Source organism: Actinomadura kijaniata NBRC 14229, from assembly GCF_001552175.1.
GTDB lineage: Bacteria > Actinomycetota > Actinomycetes > Streptosporangiales > Streptosporangiaceae > Spirillospora > Spirillospora kijaniata.
In genome coordinates, this window is record NZ_BCQR01000155.1 from 1 (window position 1) to 20929 (window position 20929).

Below are 20929 nucleotides of genomic sequence, written 5' to 3' on the forward strand. Positions count from 1 at the left end.
CGTGGTACCGATCAGGGACGCGCCGACGACGCGGCCGATGCCGCCCTGCCGGGCGGTGGTGGGCTGGGACATGGGGTCACCGTCTTTCGCTCACAGGGGTGGGGAGCGGGGGTCAGTTGGCGGTCCAGCCGCCGTCGAGGGACAGCGACGTTCCGGTGACGAAGCCGGTGTCGGGGCCGCACAGCCACACGACGGCGGCGGCGACCTCCTCCGGCTCGATCAGGCGTTTGACGGGGGTGCGCGCGAGCAGGACCTCGGACAGGACCTGCTCGGGCGCGATGCCGTGGGCGGCGGCCTGGTCGCGGATCTGGCCCTCGACCAGGGGCGTGCGGACATAGCCGGGGTTGACGCAGTTGCTGGTGACGCCGTGCGGCGCGCCCTCCAGGGCGGCGACCTTGCTGAGGCCCTCCAGGGCGTGCTTGGCGGCGACGTAGGCGGACTTGTAGGCGCTGGCGCGCAGGCCGTGGACGCTGGAGACGTTCACGACCCGGCCCCAGCCGCCCGCGTACATGTGCGGCAGGACGCGGCGCATCAGCAGGAACGGCGCGGTGACCATCACCTGCTGGATGCGGACGAACGTCTCCGGCGGGAACTCGGTGATGGGCGCGACGTGCTGGATCCCGGCGTTGTTGACCAGGATGTCGACCGCGGCGGGCAGGCCGTCGACCGCCTCCGGGTCGGCGAGGTCGACGGCGTGGGCCTGGCCGCCGACCTCCCCGGCGACGGTCTTGGCGGCCTCGGCGTCGAGATCGACGACATGGACGAACGCGCCCGCGTCCGCGAGCGCGCGGGCGCACGCCCGGCCGATGCCGCTGCCGCCGCCGGTCACCAGGGCGGTCCGCCCGTCCGCTCCCCCGCCCGGTGACCGCGCAGGTCGGGAGGGGGACGTGGGAGGAAATCCGTTCGTCATGCCCGGAACTGTAAGCTGGGTCACATTCCGCGACCTATGGTGACGGCTCCCATAGTCCTGGACCGGCTTATGGTGTTCGTCGCTACATGAGAGGACAGGCGTTCACCGGGTCGGGCGTCGCGGTGCGCGGGACGGTGCGGCTGGGCGGGGGCCGGTGGCCGGTGCCGGTCCAGCGCTCCACGGCGGCGAACGCCTCGCGGTGGCACGGGACCAGCGGGCGCAGCCGGTCGGGGTGGGCGTCGAAGAGGGAGTCCACGTGCGTTCCGCCGTCGATCCGGTAGTAGCGGAACAGGTGCGCGCGGCCCCGCTGGCGGACCATGCGGGCGTAGACGTCGGAGTCCTCGCCGATGGGCAGCAGGACGTCGAGGGTGCCGTGCAGCGTGATCAGGGGCTTGCCGATGCGGCCGGTCAGCGCGATCTTCTCGACGGCGCGGCGGACGGAGCGGGGGCGGGCGGCGTAGTCGTAGTCGGCGTCGCAGGCGGGGGTGCCGGGGGCGCAGTAGGGGGTTCCGGCCTGCCGGTCGCCGTCGAAGCCGGGGTCGAGCTCCTCGCGGTAGATGCGCTGGGTGAGGTCCCAGTAGTAGCGGTGGTGGAACTCCCACAGGAACTCCGACCCGGCCGGGAAACCGGCGCGGACCATGGCCGCGCGGGCGCGGTCGGCGTCCGGCCCGCCCGCCGCGACGGCCGGGTAGTGGCGCAGCGCCGGGGGCAGGAACGTCAGCAGGTTCGGGCCGTCGGCGCGCCAGAGGGTTCCCTCCCAGTCCACGCCGCCGTCGTAGAGCCCGGGGTGGTTCTCCAGCTGCCAGCGGACGAGGTAGCCGCCGTTGGACATGCCGGTGACCAGGGTCTTCCGGGGGGCCGTGCGGTAGCGCTGGGCGACGACGCGCTTGGCGGCGCGGGTGAGCTGGGTGACGCGGGTGTTCCACTCGGCGATGGCGTCGCCGGGCTCGCGGCCGTCCCTGAAGAACTCTGCGCCGGTGTTGCCCTTGTCGGTGGCGGCGAACGCGTAGCCGCGCGCCAGGACCCAGTCGCCGATGGCGCGGTCGTTGGCGTACTGCTCGCGGGTGCCGGGGGTGCCGGAGACGACGAGGCCGCCGTTCCAGCGGTCGGGCAGGCGGATGACGAACTGGGAGTCGTGCCGCCAGCCGTGGTTGGTGTTGGTGGTGGAGGCGTCGGGGAAGTGGCCGTCGATCTGGACGCCGGGCACGCCCGACGGGACGGGCAGGTCCCGGGGGGTGAGCCCGGCCCAGTCGGCGGGGTCGGTGTGCCCGGAGGCGACGGTGCCCGCCGTGGTGAGCTCGTCCAGGCAGGCGACGCGCTGGCGGTCGGCTCCGGGAACGCGGATCCGGTCGGCGCGGGCGCAGTGGTCGGCGGCCCGCGCCGGTGTGGCCGGCACGACGACCAGGCTCGCGGCGACGGCGAGCGCCGCGAGCGGTCCCGAGCGGGTGAGGGCCTTCACGCGTGAGGGCAAGGAAGCCTCCTCGGCTAGGGGGATGCAGCGGAGGCTAGGTCGGGCGGTCCCGGCGCGACATGGCCGCGGACCCCACGTTCGCGCCGTGCTTCATAGGGGCGGACGCCATGGAACGCGGCGTCGGCGGGCCGTGCCGCCGTTGTCCAAGGCGCCCGGCACGACGCGAGACGCCGCCGATCGTGGAGTTCCCCCATGTTCGCACCGCGCCACACGGGGCGGACGCCATGGAACGCGGCGCGCCAGGCCGCGCCGCCGTCGTCCGAGGCGTCCGGCACGACGCGGGACGCCGCCGATCGTGGAGTTCCCCCCATGTTCGCACCGCGCCACACGGGACGGACGCCATGGAACGCGGCGCGCCAGGCCGCGCCACCGTTGTCCGAGGTGCCCGGAACGGCGCGGGACGCCGCCGGTCATGGCGTTCGCCCACACGGCGCCGGCGGGTTCCATGAGGGCGGACACGAACGGGCACGGCGCCCCCTGGGGGCGCCGCGGTCCGTTCCTTCAGCGAAAGTCGCATGTACCCGCAGGTCAACGCATCAAAGGTGTCATTCGGGTCAGGGCAGGAAGGCTCCGGCGAGGGTCTCCAGGGTCTTCTGGTCCTCGGGGCTCCTCGGCTCGTACTCGGTGATGGCCATCCCCGCGAGGGCGAAGCGGCCGGCCAGGGCCTGCACGGCGGCGATCAGGGACTCCGGGGTCAGGCCGCCGGGCTCGGGGGTGCCGACCGAGGCGAACGCCCCCGGGTCCAGCACGTCCAGGTCCAGATGGAGGTAGACCGCCTCCGCGCCGGTGTCGGCCACCGCCGCGGCCAGGGTCTCGGGGGTCAGGGCCGCGGGCGGCAGGTGGCGGAGGGAGCCGGTGTCGAGGAACGCGCGTTCCCCCGCGTCCAGCGCGCGGGCCCCCGCCAGCACCACCCGCGACGGGGACAGGGGCCGCGCGGGGAGGAGGTCCGCCGGTCCCTCGCCCAGCAGGGCGCGCAGGATCATGCCGTGGAACGCCTTCGACGGCGACGACGCCGGGGTGTTCAGGTCGCCGTGAGCGTCCAGCCAGACGAGGGCGAGGCGGTCGCCGTGCCGGGCGTGGGCGCGCTCGACGGGGGCCAGGTCCACGGCGCAGTCGCCGCCGACCGTGATCAGGAGGTTGTCGTCGGGGACCGCCGCCAGGGACTCGCGGACCGCCGCGAGGTTGCGGCGCAGGACGTCGGCGGACCGGACCGCCGCCGCCGTGCCGGACTCGTCGGTGATCGGGACTCGGACGTGGTCCGCGTCCGGGAACAGGCCCGCCAGCAGGCCGGCCCCCTCGGTCAGGCGGCGGGCGGTGGGCGAGGCGGAGGCCTGCCACTGCGGGATCTCCAGCACGGTCGTGGTCGTCATGCCGCGATGACATCACGGCCGGGTGCTTGGATGGGAATCGTGGAGATCTTGGAGACGGAACGGCTCGTGCTGCGCCCGTTCACCGGGGACGACTTCGACGACTACGCCGCCATGCTCGCCGATCCCGAGGTCGGGCGGTTCCTGGGCGGCGCGCTGTCGGCCGAGGACGCCTGGCGCAACCTCGCCATGGTCATCGGGCACCGCGTGATCCGCGGGTACTCGATGTGGGCGCTGGTCGAGAAGGACGGCGGACGCCTCGTCGGCCGGGCCGGGCCGTGGCGGCCGCACGGGTGGCCCGGCCTGGAGGTCGGGTGGGCGCTGGCCCGCTCCGCCTGGGGCCGGGGGTACGCGACCGAGGCGGCGCGGGCCGCGGTGGACTACTGCTTCGACGTGCTCGGGGCCGAGGAGGTCGTGTCGCTGATCCGGCCCGACAACGTCGCGTCGCTGCGGGTGGCCGAGCGCATCGGCCACCGCCATCTGCGCGACGCCGAGCTCATGGGGACGCCCTGCCTCGTCTACGGGCAGGTCAGGGCGTGATGACCGGGGTCTTGAACGGCAGCACGAAGAACGGCCCCGTCACCGTCGCGCCCGCGCTGCCCGGGCCGAACTGCAGGTCGCGGGTCTCCCGGCAGGTGCCCCGGTCCTCGATCCAGTAGCGGGCGTTCTCGCCGTTCGGGCCCGAGAAGAAGCGGCCGAACAGCGAGATGCGGTCGCGGACCTTGCCCCGCGAGTCCACGATCAGGCCGTGGATGGGCGAGTCCGACCGGAAGCCGCGCGGCGTCAGCTCCTCGTGGGCCAGGTCGGAGATCAGCACCCGGAACGTCTCGCCCTTCTCGTTGGTGGCGGTCGCGTCCACCACCCCGACGAACGGCGTCATGATGCCCGCGAACGCCTTGCCGAACTCCGGCGTGTAAGGCGCGGGCCGGGGGTCGCGCTTGGAGAAACTGTAGGTGCGCGAGAAGGTGCCCTTCTTGACCGTGTAGGTGCCGTTGCGGCACACGAACGGCGGGTAGTTCCGCGTCGCCATGTCGATCACCGAGCGCAGGATCGGCTCCCCGGCCGGGTCCCCGAACTCCGCCTCGTCGATCTCCGTGCGGACGCCCTTGCGGTCGATCCGCACGGTGAACCCGTCGCCGGTCGCCTTGATGTGGTGCCGGCTCTCCTTGACCTTGATGCCGTGCGCCCGGTCGGCGGCGGGCGCGGACGCGGGGGCGGACGCGGACGCGGGGGCGGACGCGGACGCGGGGGCGGGGGCCAGGACGGCGGCCAGGGCGACGGCGGGAACGGCGGACGCGGCCAGGGCGAAGGTCCTCACGGGCGCTCCTTGAAGATCGACAAGAGTGGGGCTCACGGTACCGACGATCCCCGCCCGCCCCGTGGCCACATCCGGCCATCCGCACGGGTTTCCGGCGGATCTTACGGAGTGCGAACGTCCCGCCTCCGTGCCTGGTGGAGCCCGGTTCGCGATCTTACGTTCGAGCCCATGAACGCGATCCCCTCCTCCCGGCGGGCGGTGCTCCGGTGGAGCCTGGCCGGCTGTGCCGTCACGGCCGCCCCGCTCGCGGCCGCCGCCCCCGCCCCGGCCGCGCACGCCACCGCGCACTCCACCGCACACGCCGCCGCGGCCGTCACCGTCGCCGCCACCTCCGTCTCCCCGAGCACGATCACCTCCGGGCAGGAGGCGATCCAGACCGTCACGCTGGCCGAACCCGCGCCCGCGGGCGGCGTCAAGGTGACCGTGCACCCCACGGGCCGGTTCTCCGACCTCACCTACCTCCAGGCCACCCGGAACGAGGTCACCGTCCCCGCCGGGGAGCGCGGCGTCAGCTTCCCCATCCGGGTGGAGAACTCCACGACCGCGTCGGTCCGGACGCTGAAGGCGTACGTCGGGTCCTCGTCGGCGGTCACCTCCCTGACGGTGAACCCGGTGGACCCGCGCGAGCAGGCGGTCACCTCCTTCACCGTGGACCGCCCGAACGACGCGCGCGCCGCCGTCGAGGGCAGCACCGTCACCGGCACCCTGAAGATCAAGTCGCCGGCGCCGATCGGCGGCCTGGCGGTGGACGTCCGCAAGGTCCCCTACGAGTCGAGCGCCGTCCACGGCCCGGCGTACGTGGTCGTCCCGGCGGGCGGCACCTCCGCGACGTTCAGGATGACCGCGACCGCGTACGACTTCCCGCGTTCGGTGACGCTGCGCGCCCTGCTCGGCCCCTCCGACGCCACCACCAGCGTGCTCGGCGTGCCCAAGCACTTCTCCATCGCCGGGCTGGACTTCGGCCGGGTGCGGCGCGGCCCGCAGAACAACCCGCAGTACGGGGGCGTGGGAGTCGGCGAGTGGTGGCACCCGTTCGGCGCGGTCGTCAGGTTCACCACCGACAACCCGAAGGTGACCGTCACGCCGGAGGTCGACATCCCGGCGAGCCACGTGGGCGCGCTGTTCCGCATCGAGGCCGACGCGTCGGTGCCGGTCGGCACCAAAGTGAAGATCACCGCCAACTGGGTGCTGGGGCCCGTCGGCCCGGCCACGACGGAGGTGACCGTCGTCGACTGACCGGCCGCCGTCCCCGTCCCGGAGTGTCGTGGGGCGGGGATAGGGTCGCGCCCGTGGCGACGGCGAAGCGGTGGAGAGAACCTGTCGGCCCCCGGATTCCCCGGACGTTGACCGAGGCGGTCCTCCCCCGGGACGAGCCGGTGGACGACGGCGCGCTGCTGTCGCTCGCCTACGGGGCCGTCGAGCTGTCCCGGGCCGCCGCCGAGAACGCGGAGTTCGAGAGGTGCCGGTTCGACCGGACCGTGCTGGCGGGGAGCGCGCTGCCGCGCGTCCGGTTCTCGGACGTCGCGTTCGACGGCTGCGACCTGGCCAACGTCCGCTGGGACGACGCGCAGCTCGCCAACGTCACCGTCGCGCAGAGCCGGATGACGGGGGCGAGGCTCACCGAGGGCTGGCTGCGGGACGTCGTCGTCGAGGGCTGCCGGGCGAACCTGGCGGCGTTCCGGTTCGGGCGGCTCCAGAACGTGGTCTTCCGCGACTGCGACCTGTCGGAGGCGGACTTCCAGAACGCCGGGTTCAAGGGCGTCCGGTTCGAGGGGTGCCGGCTGGTGTCCGCGCAGTTCGCGCACGCGACGATGGACGGGGTCCGGTTCTCCGGCTGCGACCTGTTCGGGGTGCGCGGGGTGGAGGGCTTCCGGGGGGCCGTGGTGAGCTCCGCCGACGCGCCGGGGCTGGTGTACGCGCTGGCCGCGGCGATGGGCATCGCCATCGAGGACTGAGGGCGTCCCAAGATCGGGTAAGGGAGTGCCAGGACCCGGCTGGATCGTTCCAACCGGCGGGGCCGTTCCGGCAGCGTGGGCCCCGGGGCGGCGAGCCCCGAAGGCCGAGGTGAAGAGGAGCGCGTCCGTGTCCCAGGTTTCCCGTCCCGTCGTGCTGGTCAGTGGGGTCTCCGGGGTGGTCGGCGGGGCCGTCGCGCGGGCGCTGGTCCCCGACTTCGACGTCGTCGCGCTGACGGGCCGCCGCCGCGTCGTCGGGTACGAGCAGATCAGGGTGGACCTGCCGGCGAGGCGGCTGGGGCTGACCGCGCGCGACTGGGCGGCGCTGGCCGACCGCGCCGACCTGGTGGTGCACGCGGCGGGCAAGGCCGACTTCACCGACGACCCGGCCGCGATGGCGGCGGTCAACGTCGAGGGCGCGGCGCGGGTCGCCGAGCTGGCCGCCGCCGCGCACGCCCCGCTGGTCCACATCTCGTCGGCGTACGTGGCGCGGCTGGATTTCGTGCGCGAGCACGAGGACCGGATCCCGGCGGAGTGCCCGATCCGCCCGTCGGTGTACCTGGCGTCCAAGGCCGCCGCCGAACGCGACCTGGCCGCGTTCGACGGCCCGCTGTGCGTGGTGCGGCCGTCGGTGGTGATGGGCGACTCGGCGGACGGGGCCACGAGCGCCAGGCAGTCGATCCACGACCAGATCCGCCTGGTGGCGCGGGGGATGCCGGTGATGGCGGTCGGCGGGCACGTGCGGCTCGACATGCTGCCGCGCGACGTCACCGGGCAGTGCGTGGCGGCGCTCGCGGCGGTGGCGGTGACGGATCCGGCGGCGCTGCCGGGGCTGTTCTGGGCGACGGCCGGGTACGCCGCGCCGACGCTGCGGACGACCACCGAGCTGGTGGTACGGGAGATGGCCCGGCGGGGACGGCCGGTGCCGTCACCGGAGTTCTTCGAGACGTTGAAGGCCCCGCTCACCGAGTTCCCGGGGTGGGACGGGCTGTCGTCGCTGGAGCGGACGATCCTGATGTGCCAGGCGGCGAACGGGCTGATGCTGGGCGACGGCGAGCCGTTCCCGAGCTCGCTGGGCGGGTTCCCGCTGCTCGGCACGCCCGCGCCGGTGCGGCCGGAGGAGGCGCTGGAGCACTTCCGCAACGACGTGGAGTTCACGTTGCGGCGGCGTTGATCATCGCCCTAGGGTGGGGGCGTTCTTCGCACCCGGCTCCAGGAGGATTGAGGCCATGGTGGCGCGCCCGTAGAGGGCCGCTGCGCACTCGCCGACGCTTTCCGACGCGTCGGCACGGTCGTCGAAGCGGCCCGTTCTTTTCACGCTGCTCTCTTCTCGTACGACCATGTGAAGGACGAAACTGCTGTGTTCGATTCCCGTATCCACGCCTACCTGCGCGCCAACGCGGGCTCGCGTGCCCACCGCGTCGGCCCGTTCCTGGCCTCCTTCGACGAGCACGACGCCGGCCCCTACCGCAACTACGCCATCCCCGACGACGGGGCCGTCCCGACCGCCGCGGACGTGGAGCTGCTGGTCGGGGCGTTCGTCGCCCGGTCCCGCAAGCCGCGCCTGGAGTACCTGCCGGGGGCCGCGCCGCGCGTGGAGGCGGCGCTGCTGGACGCCGGGTTCGCCGTGGAGGCCCGGCTGCCGATCATGACGTGCCCGGAGGCCGTCGCGCCCCCGGTCGACGTCGCACTGCGGCTGGCGCGGTCCGACGCGGACCTGCGGGCGGTCGCGGAGGTCCAGAACGCCGCCTACGGCGCGCCCGCGGCCACCGAGCACGACGTGGCCCGGCTGCGCGCCACCGCCGAGGGCGGCGGGCTGGTCGCGGGGGCGTTCGACGGCGCGGCCTGCGTCGGCGGCGGGCTCGTCACGCCGCCGCACGACGGCGTCGGGGAGCTGGCCGCGATCGGGGTGAGCGAGTCCCACCGGGGACGCGGGATCGCGGGGGCGCTGACGGCGTTCCTCACCCTGGCCTGCGCCGACGCCGGGATCACCGCGCCGTTCCTGATGCCGACGAACGACGCCGCCGAGCGGATCTACACGCGCGTCGGCTACCGCCGGGTCTCGGAGATCCTGCACATCTCGCGGTAGTCCTCAGCCGCGCAGCGCGGGCAGCACGCCGTGCGCGAGCCGTTCGGCCTGGTCCCTCGGGTCCGGGCCGGACGGCATGAGGTTGAACGAGGTGAAGCCCAGCCTCCGCAGGCCGAGGAGCCGCTCGACGACCTGGTCGGCGGAGCCTTCGAGGACGCCGGGGTCGCCCGTGGCGGAGGCTCCGGTGACCGGGTCGCCGATCCGGACGGGGACGTTGTAGACGCAGGCGATCCCGTCCGGGTCGCGGCCCGCCCGCTCGGCGGCGGCGCGGACGCGGTCGCGCATGGCGGCGGCCCGCTCGGGCGGCGCGAACCCGAGGGACGGGATCCAGCCGTCGGCGAGGCGGCCGGTCGCCTCCAGCGCGCGGGGGCCGTAGGTGCCGAGCCAGAGGGGGATGCGGCGCTCGGGCTTGGGCTCCAGGTCGGCCCGCTCGACGCGGTAGCGGGTGCCCTCGTAGCTGAAGCCGGGCTCCGACCACAGACCGCGCATGATCTCGATGGCCTCGACCATCCCGTCCACCTTCTGCCGGGGCGTCGGCACGCCGAGCCCGAACGCCCGGAACTCCTCGTCGGAGTAGCCGCCGCCGAGCCCGAGGACCAGCCGCCCGCCCGACAGCCGGTCCAGCGTCTCGGCCATCTTGGCGACCATCGCGGGCGGGCGGTAGGGGACGCCGAGCACGCGGGTGGCGATGCGGATGCGCGTGGTGTGGGCGGCGACCCAGGTCAGCAGGGTCCAGGTCTCGGAGGAGGGGTGCGTTCCGCAGGGGTGGTCGGAGGTGGAGACGAAGTCGAAGCCCAGCTCCTCGGCGTGCCGGGCGTCCCCGACGGGGTCGCCGGTGGCGGACTGGGACAGGTTGAGACCGAACATGGGGCGTCCTCCCGGGCTTTGTTTACATGGAAACATAAGACCGGATTGGTTACACGTCAACAACTTGTCTAGGCTGTCCCCATGACGAGCGAGCCGCGCTGGCTGGACGAGGCCGAGTACCGGGCCTGGCTCGGTTACCGGAGGATGCGCCTGCTGCTGGACGCGCAGGTCTCCCGGGACCTGGCGGCCGACTCGGGCCTGTCGATGCCCGACTACGACGTGCTGTCGGCGCTGTCGGAGGCGCCCGGCCACCGCTGGCGGCTGACCCGGCTGGCCGACCGGATGCTGTGGTCCAAGAGCCGGCTGTCCCGGCACGTCGCGCGGATGGAGCAGCGCGGCCTGGTGCGGCGCGAGGAGTGCCCCGACGACGGGCGCGGCGCGTCGATCGCGCTGACCGACGAGGGGCTGCGCGCGATCCGGGAGGCCGCGCCCGACCATGTGGGGTCGGTGCGCCGCCACTTCATCGACCTGCTGACGCCCGAGCAGGTGGCGGCGCTGGCGGGCATCGCCGGGGTGGTGCTGGACCACCTCGGCGAGCCCCTGGAGTGAGCCCTACTCGGGCAGCCGCGCGAACGCCCGCACGGAGATCATCCCCAGCCCCGCGATCCGCAGCGGGACGGCGGTGAGGCTCGCGCCGCTCGGCGGGAGCTGCTCCAGGCCGGTCATGTTCTCCACGATGGGGATGCCCGCGCCGAGCAGCAGCGTGTGGACGGGACGCTCGGGGTCGTCGGTGGTGTCCACGTTGACGGCGTCGATCCCGACCAGCGCGGCCCCGTTGTCGACCAGCCAGGCCGCGGCGGCGCGCGTCAGGTGATGCGGCTTGTCGGCGTAGGCCGGGGTGCCGAACCGCTCGGCGTCGCCGGTGTGCACCAGCACCGCCCTGCCCCGCACGTCGAACGCGGCGAACGCGCCGACGTCGATCGCCCGTTCCTCCGTCCCGGTCACCCGCACCACGACGGCGGGCAGGTCGACGACCTTCTCCAGCGGGATGCCCGTGAGGTCCGCGCCGTCGGCGTACCGGTGGTAGGGCGTGTCCAGGTAGGTGCCGGTGCTGCCGACCATGTGGATCCGGTCGATGGCGAACTCGGTGCCCGGCGCGTAGACCTCCCGCGACGCCTCCCGCGTGAGGAACGGGGAGACCTCGGGCGCGGGCAGGCCGGGCGCGGTGCGCATGCCGTGCCGGATGACGTGGCCGAGCTCGACGAGCCGCCCGCGCGGGACCGCGGCGGCCCGGTCCGACGGCCCGCCCCGCGTGCCCTTGTGCGCCTCCTCGAAGACCTCGACGTTCGACAGCTCGACGTTCCCGCTCATGAGCAGCCCGAGCGAGGCGACGAAGAGCGCCCCGATCTCCTCCTCGGTGACGTCCGGCCCGGGGACGTCCACCCGGAACCCCCGGACGGCGAGGTCCCCGCCGTTGCCGAAGCTGACTGTCGCGTCGAACGACGCGCGGTACTGACCCATGAAGGACTCCGTTCCACAAGCTGGGCCCCCATCTTCCCGCGCCCGCCGCGGGCCCTAGCCGCAGAACGCCGCCTCGGCCGTTCTGGCGCGGTCGGCGCGGAAGCCGGGGTCGCTCTCGAAGCGGGCGCTGTTGTCGTTGTAGGCGATCACGGCCTGGCGGCGGCCGTCGGCGCTGGTGTAGGTCCAGGTGCGGTAGCCGGGGAAGCCGCCGTCGTGGCCCCAGGCGTCGCCGCAGGACAGGCGGACCTTCTCGACGCCCAGGCCGTAGCCCTTCTCGGCGCCCCCGTCGGTGACGCGCAGGGTGGCGGTGAGGGCGCGCTGCTGGGCCTTCGGCAGGAGGCGTCCGGTGAACAGGGCGCGGTGGAAGCGGGCGACGTCGTCCACGGTGGAGACGATGCCGCCGGAGGTGCGGGCGCTGGACGGGCTGACCTCGGTGCTGACGTCGCCGTACCCCTCCCAGTACCCGTGGACGTAGGGGCCGGGGAACGCGCGCGACACCGTCGGGTAGCTGGTGTGCCGCAGCCCCAGCGGGGTGAGGATCCGGTGCCGGAGCTCGGTCCCGAACGGGCGCCCCGTCGCCCTCTCGATGATCATCCCGGCGAGGATGTAGTTGGTGTTGGCGTAGGTCCAGCCCGCGCCGGGGGCGTGCGGGCGCGGCTTCTCCAGAGCGATGGCGACCAGCTCGCGGGGCGTCCAGGCGCGGCGCGGCTCGGCCATGATCCGCTGGTCGGCGGTGTACTCGGGCAGGCCGCTGGTGTGCTGGAGCAGGTGGCGGATCGTGATCGCGTCGCCGCCGGGCACCAGGCCGGGGAGGCGGCGTTCCACGGTGTCGTCCAGGGACAGGCGGCGCTCGGCGACCAGCTGCAACAGGACCGTGGCGGTGAACGTCTTGGTCACGCTCGCGATGCGGACGCGCAGGCGGTGGTCCATGGGGCGGCCGGTGGCGCGGTCGGCGACCCCGGCGGTGACGTGGGAGACCTTCGCGCCGCGCCGGGCCATGACGATGACGCCGGGCTGGCCGGCGGCGACCAGGCGGTCGGCGGCGGCCTGGAGCCCGGCGGGCGGGGCGGCGCCGGCCGAAGCGGCGGCCGGCGCGGCGAGCGCCCCGGTGAGGGCGGCGGTCAGGGCGGCGGCGGTCAGGGGGCGGCGCATGCGGGCTCCTCGCGTTGATCGTCTCGATGACGTGATCAACTCTGGCCGCCGCCGCCCGGCCGGATAAGGGGCCTGCACACCGGCCGGGGGTGTACCCAGGTCCACCCCCCGGCGCGGGGTCAGCCCTCGACCAGCCCGTCCTCGACCAGCCCCCGCAGGACCGCCTCGCCCAGCGCGACGACGGCCGACTGCGGGCGGACCATCACCGTGAACTCGGTGATCCGGTCGTCGCCGTCCACCTGGATCAGGTCGATCCCGTGGATCTGCCTGCCGTCCACGTCCGCGCGGAAGATGAGGATGTGCGACGGGGCCTCGCCGCCCGCCGCCAGCTCGGCCGTCCCCTCCAGCTCGCCGACGTAGCGGAAGTCCCGGAACGTCCGCAGCAGCACCCCGAACAGGCCCATCACCATCTCGCGGCCCTCGAACGGCGTGAACTTCACCGGGCTGTAGAACTTCACGTCCTCGGCGAACAGCTCGGGCAGGGCGTCCAGGTCGCCCTTCTCCACGGCGGCGCGGAAACGGTCCACGGTGCTCATGTCACCCTCCTCAGTCACGGATATGACTATTCACCTTATTGAGTATCGTCGGCCGTGCCTAGTCCGCCGCCGGGTCCTCCCCCGCCGCCGCCCTGGTCGCGAACGTCCGCAGCGTCTCCAGCGCGTGCAGGTACGGCTGCGGGCCGAACGAGATCCGCGCCACCCCCAGCTCCGCGAGCCGCCGCGGGGTCGTGCCCGGGAAGCACGCGACGTTGACCGGGCCGGGGATCCCCGCCACCAGCTCCCCGACCTTCTCGAACGGGGCCAGGATCGGGTAGACGCAGTCCGCGCCCGCCTCCAGGTAGCGGCGCCCCCGGGCGACCGCCTCGCCCACCGGGTCGTCCAGGTCCGCCAGGAACGCGTCCACCCGCGCGTTGATCACCAGGTCGGGGTCGGCGGCGCGCAGCGCGGCGATGTACCCGGCCTGCGCGTCGGCGTCCCTCAGGCCGGCGGCGGGGTCGGTGTCCTCGATGTTGCAGCCCGCCGCGCCGATCCCGCGCAGGCGCGCGGCCAGCTCGTCCGGCTTGAGGCCGTAGCCCGCCTCGGCGTCCACCGTCACCGGGACGGTCGCGGCGCGGATCACGCGGGCGGCGGCCGCGAACATCTCGTCGGCGGGCGCGCCCTCGTGGTCGGGGTAGCCGAGCATCGCGGCGATCGAGGCGCTGGCGGTGGCCAGCGCCGGATACCCGGCCTCCTCGACGATCTTCACGCTGCCCGCGTCCCACACGTTCGGCAGGACGAGCGGGTCGCCGGGGCGGTGCAGGGCGCGCAGGGTCGCGTACTCGTTCACGGATGGCTCCTCTCGTTCGCCGGAAGGACGGAACAGCGGCCCGGTTCGTGACATGTGTCGGCGTCTACATCGTTCGGCACATGTGCGCGGCGGGTCGGAATTCGTACTTTTGCCTGGTCATCGGGGGCCACGGGGCAACCGATCGAACGAGGGAGAGTCATCATGGCCGTCTCCAGCCGGGCCGAGTACGCGGGGGCCGCGCTGCTGCTGGCACGCCGGTACGCCGCGAACGTGCCGGCCGCGCAGCGCAACGACGTCGACCGCGTCGTGTGGGCGGCGCTGGACAAGGTGCCCGGGGCGCGCGACGTCCTGGAGCGCGCGGTGCGGCGGGTCGACAACCTGCCGGAGGACCGCAAGCGGGACATGTTCGGGGGCACCTACGCGTTCAAGCCGGTCGGCACGGTCGTGCCGCCGCGCGAACTGGAACAGATCATCGACCGGCTCGGCGGGACCGCGACGCCGGGCGAGCCGACCCCGACGCGCAACCGGTACGAGCTGAAGTTCTCGCACCTGGTCTGCGACGACGAGAGCAACCCCGAGTGGCTCGGCAAGGACGAGCCCTACACCGTGTTCACCCTGGTCACGCAGCGGGAGGCCGACGAGGGCGAGCCCGCGCGGTCGGTGCGCACGCCCGTCTACAAGGTCGAGGAGGGCGAGCGGGCCCCGGCGTCGGGGTCGGAGGACCTGCGGCTGTTCGGCCGCACCGGTCCGGCCGTGCTGGACTCGGACGTGCTGGTCACCGCCGCGCACTTCGAGCACGACCTCGGCGACATCACCAAGATCGTCACCGAGCTGGGGGTGCTGCTCACGGCGATCGCGGCGATCGCCAAGGCCGCCAAGAAGGACCTGGCGGCGATCGTGCTCGGCGCGCTCGGCACGATCGCCGGGTTCGTGGCGACGATCGGCGCGGACGACCCGGTCGGCGAGCCGCAGGCGATGCTGCTCACCGAGGCCGACGCGGACGCGAGGACGCAGAGCCAGGCGCAGGTGACGCTGCCCGCGCTGAAGTTCAACGGCGGTGACCCCAACGGCACCTACCGCGCCTTCCTGACCCTGCGCCGCGCGTAGCGCCGTTCCGCTGGCCCGGTTCCGGGCGGGGTGTCACACTCGCGGCGAGAGGGCCGCCCATGACACCACGCCTGGAGCCGGACCGGCACAACCTTCCGGCGGAGACCACCCGGTTCGTCGGCCGGGAACGCGACACCGCCGAGCTCGCCGCGCTGCTGCCCGCCGAACGCCTGGTCACGCTGACCGGCGTCGGCGGGATCGGCAAGACGCGGCTGGCGCGGCAGGTCGCCGCCGGGACGCTCGGGGCGTTCGAGGACGGGGTGTGGCTGGTGCCGCTGGCCGACGTGCACGATCCGGCGCTGGTGCCGCAGGCGGTCGCGGCGGTCCTCGGGGTCGCCGAGGAGCCGGGGCGTTCGCAGGCCGACACGGTGGTGGCGGCGCTCGCCCCGCGCCGCCCGCTGCTCGTGCTGGACAACTGCGAGCATCTGGTGGACGCGTGCGCGGCGTTCGCGGAACGGCTGCTCACCGGCTGCCCGCGCCTGCACCTGCTGGCGACGAGCCGGGAGCCGCTGCGGGTGCCGGGCGAGGTGGTGTGGCGGGTGCCGCCGCTGGAGGGCGGCGCGGCGGTGCGGCTGTTCGCGGACCGGGCCGCGGCCGTGCGGCCGGACTTCGGGCTGACCGAGCGGAACGCCGCCGTCGTCGCCCGGCTCGCGCGGGCGCTGGACGGCATGCCCCTCGCCCTGGAGCTGGCGGCGGCGCGGGTGGCGTTCCTGACCGTCGAGCAGATCACCGAACGCCTCGACGAACGCTTCCGCCTGCTGGTCCGGGGCAGTCGGACGGCGGCGCGGCGGCAGCGGACGCTGCGCGCGACCGTGGACTGGAGCCACGACCTGCTCGACGCCGACGAGCGCGCGGTGCTGCGGCGGCTGTCGGTGTTCGCCGGGGGCTGGACGCTGGAGGCCGCCGAACGGGTCTGCGGCGCGGGCGGCGTGGACGTGCTGCACGTGCTGGGCGAGCTGACCGCGAAGTCGCTGGTGGTGGCCGAGCACGGCCGGTACCGGCTCCTGGAGACGATCCGGCACTACGCCGCCGAGCGCCTCGCCGACGCCGGGGAGGCCGACGCCGTCGCCGAGCGGCACCGCGTCCACTTCGTGGAGCTGGCCGAGCGCCTGGAGTGGACCGGCTGGCGCGACCCGGCGGCGACCTGGGAGGAACGCCTCGCCGCGTTCCGCGAGGTCCGCGCCGAGCTCGACAACCTGCGCGCCGCGCTCGACGCCTGCCTGCGGCACGGCGCGGCGGAGGCGGGACTGCGGCTGTGCACGGCGACCCGCTGGTACTGGATGATCCACGGCGGGTTCCGGGAGAGCCGCCAGGGGTTCGAGCGCTGCTTCGCGCTGCCGCGCGGCGACGTCCCGCCCGCCGTGTGGGCGGCGGCGCGCACCGCCTACGGGCAGGCCGTCTACGAGCACGACGAGCTGGACCTGGCCGCCTCCTGCGCCCGCGAGGGTCTGCGGATCCACCGGGAGCTGGGCGACCACCAGGGCCTGCACGCCGCCGCCGGGCTGCTCGCCCGCGTCGACCTGCGGCGGGGCCGGGCCGACGACGCCGAGCGCGCGCTGGCGGAGATCCGCGACAGCGCCCGCGCGGACGACCCGTTCAACGAGGCGCTGGCGCTGACCTCGCTGGCGGCCCTGGCGGTGCGGCGCGGCCGTCTCCGCTCGGCCGCCCGCCTGTACGAGGAGAGCCTGGCGCTCTACCGGCGGATGGAGCACTACGGGATGGCGGCGAACGCCCTGGCCGGGCTCGGCGTGACCGCGCACGCCGAGGGCGACCCGGCCCGCGCGCTGCGCCACTACCGCGCCGCCCACGAGATCACCACGCGCCTGGACGACTTCCGCAGCCAGCGCGCCCGCTGCCTGGCCGGGATCGGCGCGGCCGCCCTCGACCTGGACGACCCGCCCGCCGCCCGCCGCCACCTGTCCGAGAGCCTGGAGCTGACCGCCCGTACCGGCCAGCGCCTGGGCGTGGCCCGCATCCTGGAGCTGTTCGCGGCGCTGGCGGCCCACGAGGGCGACCCGGCCCGCGCGGTGCGGATCGCGGGCGCTGCGGACGCGTTCCGGGAGGCGGCGGGCGTCCCCGCGTCCCCGGGCTCGGGGGCGCGCCGCGAGGCCCTGCTGGAGAGGATCCGCGCCGACCTGGGCGGCCCCGCGGTGGAGCAGCTGTGGTCGGAGGGCCGGGCGCTCCCGCCCGACCGGGCGATCGCCCACGCCCTGGAGCCCCCCGGCGGCACGACCGGCGAAGCCCCGCCCACCGCGCCCCACCGTCCGCCCAGCACCCTGACGCCCCGGGAACGCGAGGTGGCCCACCTGATCAGCCGCGGCCTGACGAACCGGGCCATCGCCGAGGAGCTGTACATCAGCCCCGGCACGGCAGGCCGCCACGTGGCGAACATCCTGACCAAACTGGGCCTGCGCTCCCGCGCACAGATAGCGGCCTGGTGGACTCAGAACAGCGGCTCACACCGGGAGTAGGCGGTGCGGGGTCACCTGATCGGGATGTATCCGCTCACCACGGGCTTGCCCTTCTGGGGGTAGAAGGTCTTCTGGGCCCAGATCGGAGTGTTCTTGGTGATCGGCTTCTTCTTGGTCGAGACCACGTGGAAGAACACGGACTTCCGCACCGAGTCGAAGCGGAGGATCTCGGGGTCCTTGTCCTTCTTGGAACCGACGAAGAACTTGACCACGGCGCGGCCCTTGCCGCGCGGGGAGGTCTCCCAGACCAGGCCCGACACCTCGATCATCTTCGGCTTGGCGTGCCACTTCCGGTAGCCCTTGCCCTTCACCTGCGCGGGCTTGTGGCGGCTGATGTCCCAGGTGGGCTTCGGGACCTGCTGGACCGCGGGGGCGGCCATGGGGGCGGCCATAGGGGCGGCCATAGGGGCGGCCTCGGCCACCGGGGCGGTCACCCCGAGGGCGACCGCGGCGGCGACACTGACAGCGATCTTGCGCATGCGGATCCCTGCTTTCCGGAGGGTCGCGGGTTCCCCGCGACGTTGCGCGGTCCATGATCGTGACGCCGGTGGACGGGAGAGAAGGCCCCGGGGAACCAACCGGAGGCGGGGATCTGGCCCCTGGGCACTGTTCGCCATGGCCGGCGACTCCACCCCCGCCGGAAGGAAGAGGCCGTCTTCGGCCCGGCAGGCCCGAAGACGGCCTCTCGTCCCCTCTCCCAGAGGTGGAACCCGGCGAGTCGGAGGTCACGGTCGACCCTCCGCTCGCCGGAGTCATCGGCGCACTTCCATGATCAGGACGAAGGCGGGCGGCCGGAAAGGGCCCGGGGAACCAATCGGGCACGGCCGCCCGTAGCCCCTGAGCACTGCCCGCCCCGGACGGTGGCCCCGAGACTCCCTCTTCCGGCCTTTCGCGATCAAGTGTCGGTCGCCGGTGGCATGCTCCGGCGAAACGCCCCCACGGGAAGGCCGTGACATGACCGATCGATCCCTGCTGGACTCCAACGGAAGGGCCCTTCCGCTTCCTCCCGACCCCCTGAGCCCGGTGCCGGACGAGGTCGAACGCGGGCTGGCGGCGTACCGGGCGGGTGACGTCGCGGAGGCGCGGATCCTGCTGACCACGCTCGCCGGTGCGGGACGTACCGCCGTGTCCGGGCACGCGGCCATGGCGCTGGCGGGCGTCGAACTCGGCGAGAACGGTCTCGGCGACTCCTGCCGGGCATGGCTGGAGCAGGTGGCCGCGGGCGAGGATCCCTGGCTGGGCCCCCTGGCCGCCGTGATGCTCGCCCCGGGCTTCCGCACGTCCCTGGACGAGGATGGAACGCTCCTCCGGAGCCTCGCGGCCCAGCTCACCGGCGACCCGGACAAGGCCCGGAACGGGTTCGAGCAGGCGGCGAGCGCCCACGACGGCACGGACGCCGGAGACCTCGCCAACATCCTTCTCGGCAACCTTCTGATCCAGAGCGGTGACCGGGACGCCGCGCTGCGACCGCTGAACGACGCACGGGAGATGTGCGACGGTCTGCTCGCGGGCTATGCGGGTCACCTCGAAGGGCACGTCCTCATCGGGCAGGGCGAAGCGGACCGGGCGAGCAGGGTGCTTGAGTACGCGCGCGGCGAGGCCCACCCGCGCAGATGCGGGAGCAAGGGGCTTTACCCCTGGATCGCCGTCCGGTTCGGCGAGTTGCTGGCAGGCGACACGTTCAGCGTGGACCTCGTCTACGAGCAGGTGGAGAACAGCGGCGTCAGCGAGGGCACGGTAGTGCGGGAGCCCTTCGAGGCCGCCCTTGACCACGAGATCAGCTGTCCCGCGCTCGTGGACATCGGCTTCCATCTGTTCCCCGCGAAATTCGAGCCGGTGCACGCGGGCCTGGAGCGTCTGAAGACCTGGAGCGACGAACGGTACGAACGTGGCCGCAGGCTGGTGCTCGCGCTCCACGACTTCGTTGAGGACTGGCGCGGCGAGGAACGCACGCGGGGCCTGGCGGAGCTGCGAGAGAAACTCGACCTTCCCGAACCCCGCTGAGCGCGCCCAGGGGGTCGGAGCGGCCCGGTGATCACCCGTGCGGGTCAGGAGGCTCCCGCACGGGTGGTCCATGGCGCGGGACACTAGTCGCGGGACGGGCCGAGCTTGAAGAGCTCGAACATGGCGAAGTAGTTCTCGGCCCCGTGCCCCCGGGAGACCGCGTGCTCGGCGAGCTCCTTCATCAACCGCGGCAGGTCCGTGTGGACGCCCTGCTCGGCGCTGGTGCGGGCGATGTGCTCCAGCGCGTTCAGGTTCATCTCCATGGTCCCGAGGTCGCCGGGGTAGGCCCCGTCGTCCAGGCCCGACGCCTGTTCGGCGAGACCGGCGGGATTGAGCACCACGGGCATGAACCAGCCCAGGGCGAGTTCGGCGAACTCGCGCGCGGGCACGCCCGCCGAGTCGACCAGCGCGGCGCCGTGCAGGAAACCGTTCAGGGTCGCGTACATCATGCCGAGCAGCGCCGTGTTGAACAGCGCCGCCAGGCCCGGGTCGGCGCCGAGGTGCCGGAGGTCGCCCAGCGCCGCCATGGTCGCCCGGTGTCGGTCGAGCACCTGGCGCGGGCCGCTGAACAGGAAGACCGCGTCGGTGTTCCCGACCAGCGGCGGCGGCACCATGATCGCGCCGTCGAGGTAGTCGAGGCCGTGCCCGGCCGCCCAGTCCGCCGCCGCGCGGGCCTCCGCCGGGGTCCCCGAGGTGAGGTTCACCAGCGTGCGCGTCCCGTCCGTTCCGGCGGCGGAGCCGAGGACCCGCCGCACGGTCGCGTAGTCGTTGAGGCACACGATCGTGAGCGGGCTCGCGGCGACGGCCTCGGCGACGGTGGCCGCGCGGCGCGCCCCCTTGGCAACGAGGCCGTCGGCCCTGCCGGGGGTGCGGTTCCAGACCGTCAGCGACCGGTCCCCGGCGAGGAACACCTCCGCCAGAGCCGTCCCCATCGGCCCCAGGCCGACGACGGTGACCTCGGTCTCGTGGGAGTAGCGATGATCTTTTATGTCCGTCATGCCGGATAGGTTGGACCCTCACACCGGCGTGAGAGTCAACCGAAGTGGCGGTCGTCACATGCGGATCGGAGAGCTGTCCCGGCTCACGGGAGTCAGCGTGCGTTCGTTGCGCTACTACGAGGAGCAGGGGCTGTTGCGGCCGCTGCGACGGCCCAGCGGCTACCGCGAGTACCGGGAGGAGGACGCCGCCACGGTGCGGGGGATCCGCCTCATGCTCGCGGCCGGGCTGAACACCGCGACGATCGGCGAGCTGCTGCCGTGCCTGGCCGACGACGGGGAGGCGCTGGCGCCGGCCTGCGGCGGGATGCTTTCCGACCTGCACCGTGAACGGGAACGGCTGAGCGCCGCCGCGGCCGACCTCCTGACCGCGCGCGACCGGCTGGACGCCCTCATCCAGGCCACCTCGCGGCTCGGTCCCGCCGACCCGTCGGAGTGCGACGCGCTGACGGCGGTCACCTGACGTTCGGGGGCGGAC

The 20929-nt window shown here is 74.0% G+C and carries 21 protein-coding genes; 10 read left to right on the forward strand and 11 right to left on the reverse strand.

All coding sequences use genetic code 11. The features are described 5' to 3' along the window. Nucleotides 1-112: 112 nt before the first annotated feature. The 3 genes from AKI01S_RS37340 to AKI01S_RS37350 all read right to left on the reverse strand — a co-directional run bounded on the left by AKI01S_RS37340 (nt 113) and on the right by AKI01S_RS37350 (nt 3751). On the reverse strand, nt 113-910 hold the full coding sequence (locus AKI01S_RS37340; protein ID WP_067829033.1) for a 3-hydroxybutyrate dehydrogenase: 798 nt from the start codon (nt 908-910) through the stop codon (nt 113-115). 82 nt (nt 911-992) lie between these two features. Then, entirely contained in the window at nt 993-2381 is a 1389-nt protein-coding gene (locus tag AKI01S_RS37345; RefSeq protein WP_067829036.1) for a 3-hydroxybutyrate oligomer hydrolase family protein, read from the reverse strand. A gap of 554 nt (nt 2382-2935) precedes the next feature. Then, on the reverse strand, nt 2936-3751 hold the full coding sequence (locus tag AKI01S_RS37350; RefSeq protein ID WP_067829039.1) for an arginase family protein: 816 nt from the start codon (nt 3749-3751) through the stop codon (nt 2936-2938). Nucleotides 3752-3790: 39 nt separating this feature from the next. Here AKI01S_RS37350 and AKI01S_RS37355 point away from each other — a divergent pair, with 39 nt between their 5' ends. Then, nucleotides 3791-4288: a GNAT family N-acetyltransferase gene (locus AKI01S_RS37355; RefSeq protein ID WP_218009969.1), complete on the forward strand. Its 498-nt coding sequence runs from the start codon at nt 3791-3793 to the stop codon at nt 4286-4288. On the opposite strand, the gene AKI01S_RS37360 is transcribed toward AKI01S_RS37355, so the two are convergent. Then, the gene (locus tag AKI01S_RS37360; protein ID WP_067829045.1) at nt 4278-5066 is read right to left on the reverse strand and encodes a hypothetical protein; all 789 of its coding nucleotides are present in this window, start codon (nt 5064-5066) and stop codon (nt 4278-4280) included. The genes AKI01S_RS37355 and AKI01S_RS37360 overlap by 11 nt on opposite strands. A gap of 168 nt (nt 5067-5234) precedes the next feature. Here AKI01S_RS37360 and AKI01S_RS37365 point away from each other — a divergent pair, with 168 nt between their 5' ends. The 4 genes from AKI01S_RS37365 to AKI01S_RS37380 all read left to right on the forward strand — a co-directional run bounded on the left by AKI01S_RS37365 (nt 5235) and on the right by AKI01S_RS37380 (nt 9107). Beyond that, nucleotides 5235-6302: a hypothetical protein gene (locus AKI01S_RS37365; RefSeq protein ID WP_067829048.1), complete on the forward strand. Its 1068-nt coding sequence runs from the start codon at nt 5235-5237 to the stop codon at nt 6300-6302. Between the two features lie 107 nt (nt 6303-6409). Beyond that, nucleotides 6410-7021: a pentapeptide repeat-containing protein gene (locus AKI01S_RS37370; RefSeq protein WP_245681935.1), complete on the forward strand. Its 612-nt coding sequence runs from the start codon at nt 6410-6412 to the stop codon at nt 7019-7021. Nucleotides 7022-7148: 127 nt separating this feature from the next. Further along, nucleotides 7149-8192 (forward strand): SDR family oxidoreductase, encoded by a 1044-nt coding sequence (locus AKI01S_RS37375; protein ID WP_169814082.1) that lies wholly within the window; start codon nt 7149-7151, stop codon nt 8190-8192. A 186-nt stretch (nt 8193-8378) separates the two neighbouring features. After that, the gene (locus tag AKI01S_RS37380; RefSeq protein ID WP_067829058.1) at nt 8379-9107 is read left to right on the forward strand and encodes a GNAT family N-acetyltransferase; all 729 of its coding nucleotides are present in this window, start codon (nt 8379-8381) and stop codon (nt 9105-9107) included. Between the two features lie 3 nt (nt 9108-9110). On the opposite strand, the gene AKI01S_RS37385 is transcribed toward AKI01S_RS37380, so the two are convergent. Further along, the gene (locus tag AKI01S_RS37385; RefSeq protein ID WP_067829062.1) at nt 9111-9974 is read right to left on the reverse strand and encodes an LLM class flavin-dependent oxidoreductase; all 864 of its coding nucleotides are present in this window, start codon (nt 9972-9974) and stop codon (nt 9111-9113) included. 81 nt (nt 9975-10055) lie between these two features. Here AKI01S_RS37385 and AKI01S_RS37390 point away from each other — a divergent pair, with 81 nt between their 5' ends. After that, nucleotides 10056-10523 carry a MarR family winged helix-turn-helix transcriptional regulator gene (locus AKI01S_RS37390; RefSeq protein ID WP_067829065.1) on the forward strand — a complete coding sequence of 156 codons (468 nt, stop codon included), beginning with the start codon at nt 10056-10058 and terminating at the stop codon, nt 10521-10523. A gap of 3 nt (nt 10524-10526) precedes the next feature. On the opposite strand, the gene AKI01S_RS37395 is transcribed toward AKI01S_RS37390, so the two are convergent. From AKI01S_RS37395 to AKI01S_RS37410, 4 genes are all read right to left on the reverse strand, one after another. Further along, nucleotides 10527-11435 carry a cyclase family protein gene (locus AKI01S_RS37395; RefSeq protein ID WP_067829068.1) on the reverse strand — a complete coding sequence of 303 codons (909 nt, stop codon included), beginning with the start codon at nt 11433-11435 and terminating at the stop codon, nt 10527-10529. Nucleotides 11436-11489: 54 nt separating this feature from the next. Continuing rightward, on the reverse strand, nt 11490-12587 hold the full coding sequence (locus AKI01S_RS37400) for a serine hydrolase domain-containing protein (RefSeq protein WP_067829070.1): 1098 nt from the start codon (nt 12585-12587) through the stop codon (nt 11490-11492). Nucleotides 12588-12706: 119 nt separating this feature from the next. Continuing rightward, nucleotides 12707-13123 carry a nuclear transport factor 2 family protein gene (locus AKI01S_RS37405; protein WP_067829073.1) on the reverse strand — a complete coding sequence of 139 codons (417 nt, stop codon included), beginning with the start codon at nt 13121-13123 and terminating at the stop codon, nt 12707-12709. Nucleotides 13124-13181: 58 nt separating this feature from the next. After that, nucleotides 13182-13913, reverse strand: coding sequence for an isocitrate lyase/PEP mutase family protein (locus AKI01S_RS37410; RefSeq protein WP_067829076.1), 732 nt, complete (start codon nt 13911-13913; stop codon nt 13182-13184). Between the two features lie 162 nt (nt 13914-14075). On the opposite strand from AKI01S_RS37410, the gene AKI01S_RS37415 reads away from it, so the two are divergent. Further along, nucleotides 14076-14981, forward strand: coding sequence for a hypothetical protein (locus AKI01S_RS37415; protein ID WP_067829079.1), 906 nt, complete (start codon nt 14076-14078; stop codon nt 14979-14981). 59 nt (nt 14982-15040) lie between these two features. Continuing rightward, nucleotides 15041-17452 (forward strand): tetratricopeptide repeat protein, encoded by a 2412-nt coding sequence (locus AKI01S_RS37420; RefSeq protein ID WP_067829080.1) that lies wholly within the window; start codon nt 15041-15043, stop codon nt 17450-17452. 11 nt (nt 17453-17463) lie between these two features. Here AKI01S_RS37420 and AKI01S_RS37425 read toward each other — a convergent pair whose 3' ends face one another. After that, a complete protein-coding gene (locus AKI01S_RS37425) occupies nt 17464-17931 on the reverse strand; it encodes a hypothetical protein (protein WP_067829081.1) in 468 nt (155 codons plus the stop codon). 544 nt (nt 17932-18475) lie between these two features. Here AKI01S_RS37425 and AKI01S_RS37430 point away from each other — a divergent pair. Further along, complete coding sequence (locus AKI01S_RS37430) at nt 18476-19456, forward strand: tetratricopeptide repeat protein (RefSeq protein ID WP_157420439.1); 981 nt, start codon at nt 18476-18478, stop codon at nt 19454-19456. 83 nt (nt 19457-19539) lie between these two features. Here AKI01S_RS37430 and AKI01S_RS37435 read toward each other — a convergent pair whose 3' ends face one another. Beyond that, nucleotides 19540-20454, reverse strand: coding sequence for an NAD(P)-dependent oxidoreductase (locus AKI01S_RS37435; protein ID WP_067829087.1), 915 nt, complete (start codon nt 20452-20454; stop codon nt 19540-19542). A gap of 58 nt (nt 20455-20512) precedes the next feature. Between AKI01S_RS37435 and AKI01S_RS37440 the strand changes: the two genes are divergently transcribed. Continuing rightward, nucleotides 20513-20914, forward strand: a complete 402-nt coding sequence (locus tag AKI01S_RS37440; protein WP_067829091.1) for a MerR family transcriptional regulator — start codon at nt 20513-20515, stop codon at nt 20912-20914. The last annotated feature ends 15 nt before the right edge of the window (nt 20915-20929 follow it).

Bases quoted from the DNA above. Each gene is read 5' to 3' on its own strand.
- AKI01S_RS37440 (WP_067829091.1), top strand. From the start codon at position 20,513: ATGCGGATCGGAGAGCTGTCCCGGCTCACGGGAGTCAGCGTGCGTTCG.
- AKI01S_RS37435 (WP_067829087.1), bottom strand. From the start codon at position 20,454: ATGACGGACATAAAAGATCATCGCTACTCCCACGAGACCGAGGTCACC.
- AKI01S_RS37400 (WP_067829070.1), bottom strand. From the start codon at position 12,587: ATGCGCCGCCCCCTGACCGCCGCCGCCCTGACCGCCGCCCTCACCGGG.
- AKI01S_RS37405 (WP_067829073.1), bottom strand. From the start codon at position 13,123: ATGAGCACCGTGGACCGTTTCCGCGCCGCCGTGGAGAAGGGCGACCTG.
- AKI01S_RS37365 (WP_067829048.1), top strand. From the start codon at position 5,235: ATGAACGCGATCCCCTCCTCCCGGCGGGCGGTGCTCCGGTGGAGCCTG.
- AKI01S_RS37340 (WP_067829033.1), bottom strand. From the start codon at position 910: ATGACGAACGGATTTCCTCCCACGTCCCCCTCCCGACCTGCGCGGTCA.
- AKI01S_RS37425 (WP_067829081.1), bottom strand. From the start codon at position 17,931: ATGCGCAAGATCGCTGTCAGTGTCGCCGCCGCGGTCGCCCTCGGGGTG.
- AKI01S_RS37420 (WP_067829080.1), top strand. From the start codon at position 15,041: ATGACACCACGCCTGGAGCCGGACCGGCACAACCTTCCGGCGGAGACC.
- AKI01S_RS37395 (WP_067829068.1), bottom strand. From the start codon at position 11,435: ATGGGTCAGTACCGCGCGTCGTTCGACGCGACAGTCAGCTTCGGCAAC.
- AKI01S_RS37385 (WP_067829062.1), bottom strand. From the start codon at position 9,974: ATGTTCGGTCTCAACCTGTCCCAGTCCGCCACCGGCGACCCCGTCGGG.
- AKI01S_RS37350 (WP_067829039.1), bottom strand. From the start codon at position 3,751: ATGACGACCACGACCGTGCTGGAGATCCCGCAGTGGCAGGCCTCCGCC.
- AKI01S_RS37390 (WP_067829065.1), top strand. From the start codon at position 10,056: ATGACGAGCGAGCCGCGCTGGCTGGACGAGGCCGAGTACCGGGCCTGG.
- AKI01S_RS37415 (WP_067829079.1), top strand. From the start codon at position 14,076: ATGGCCGTCTCCAGCCGGGCCGAGTACGCGGGGGCCGCGCTGCTGCTG.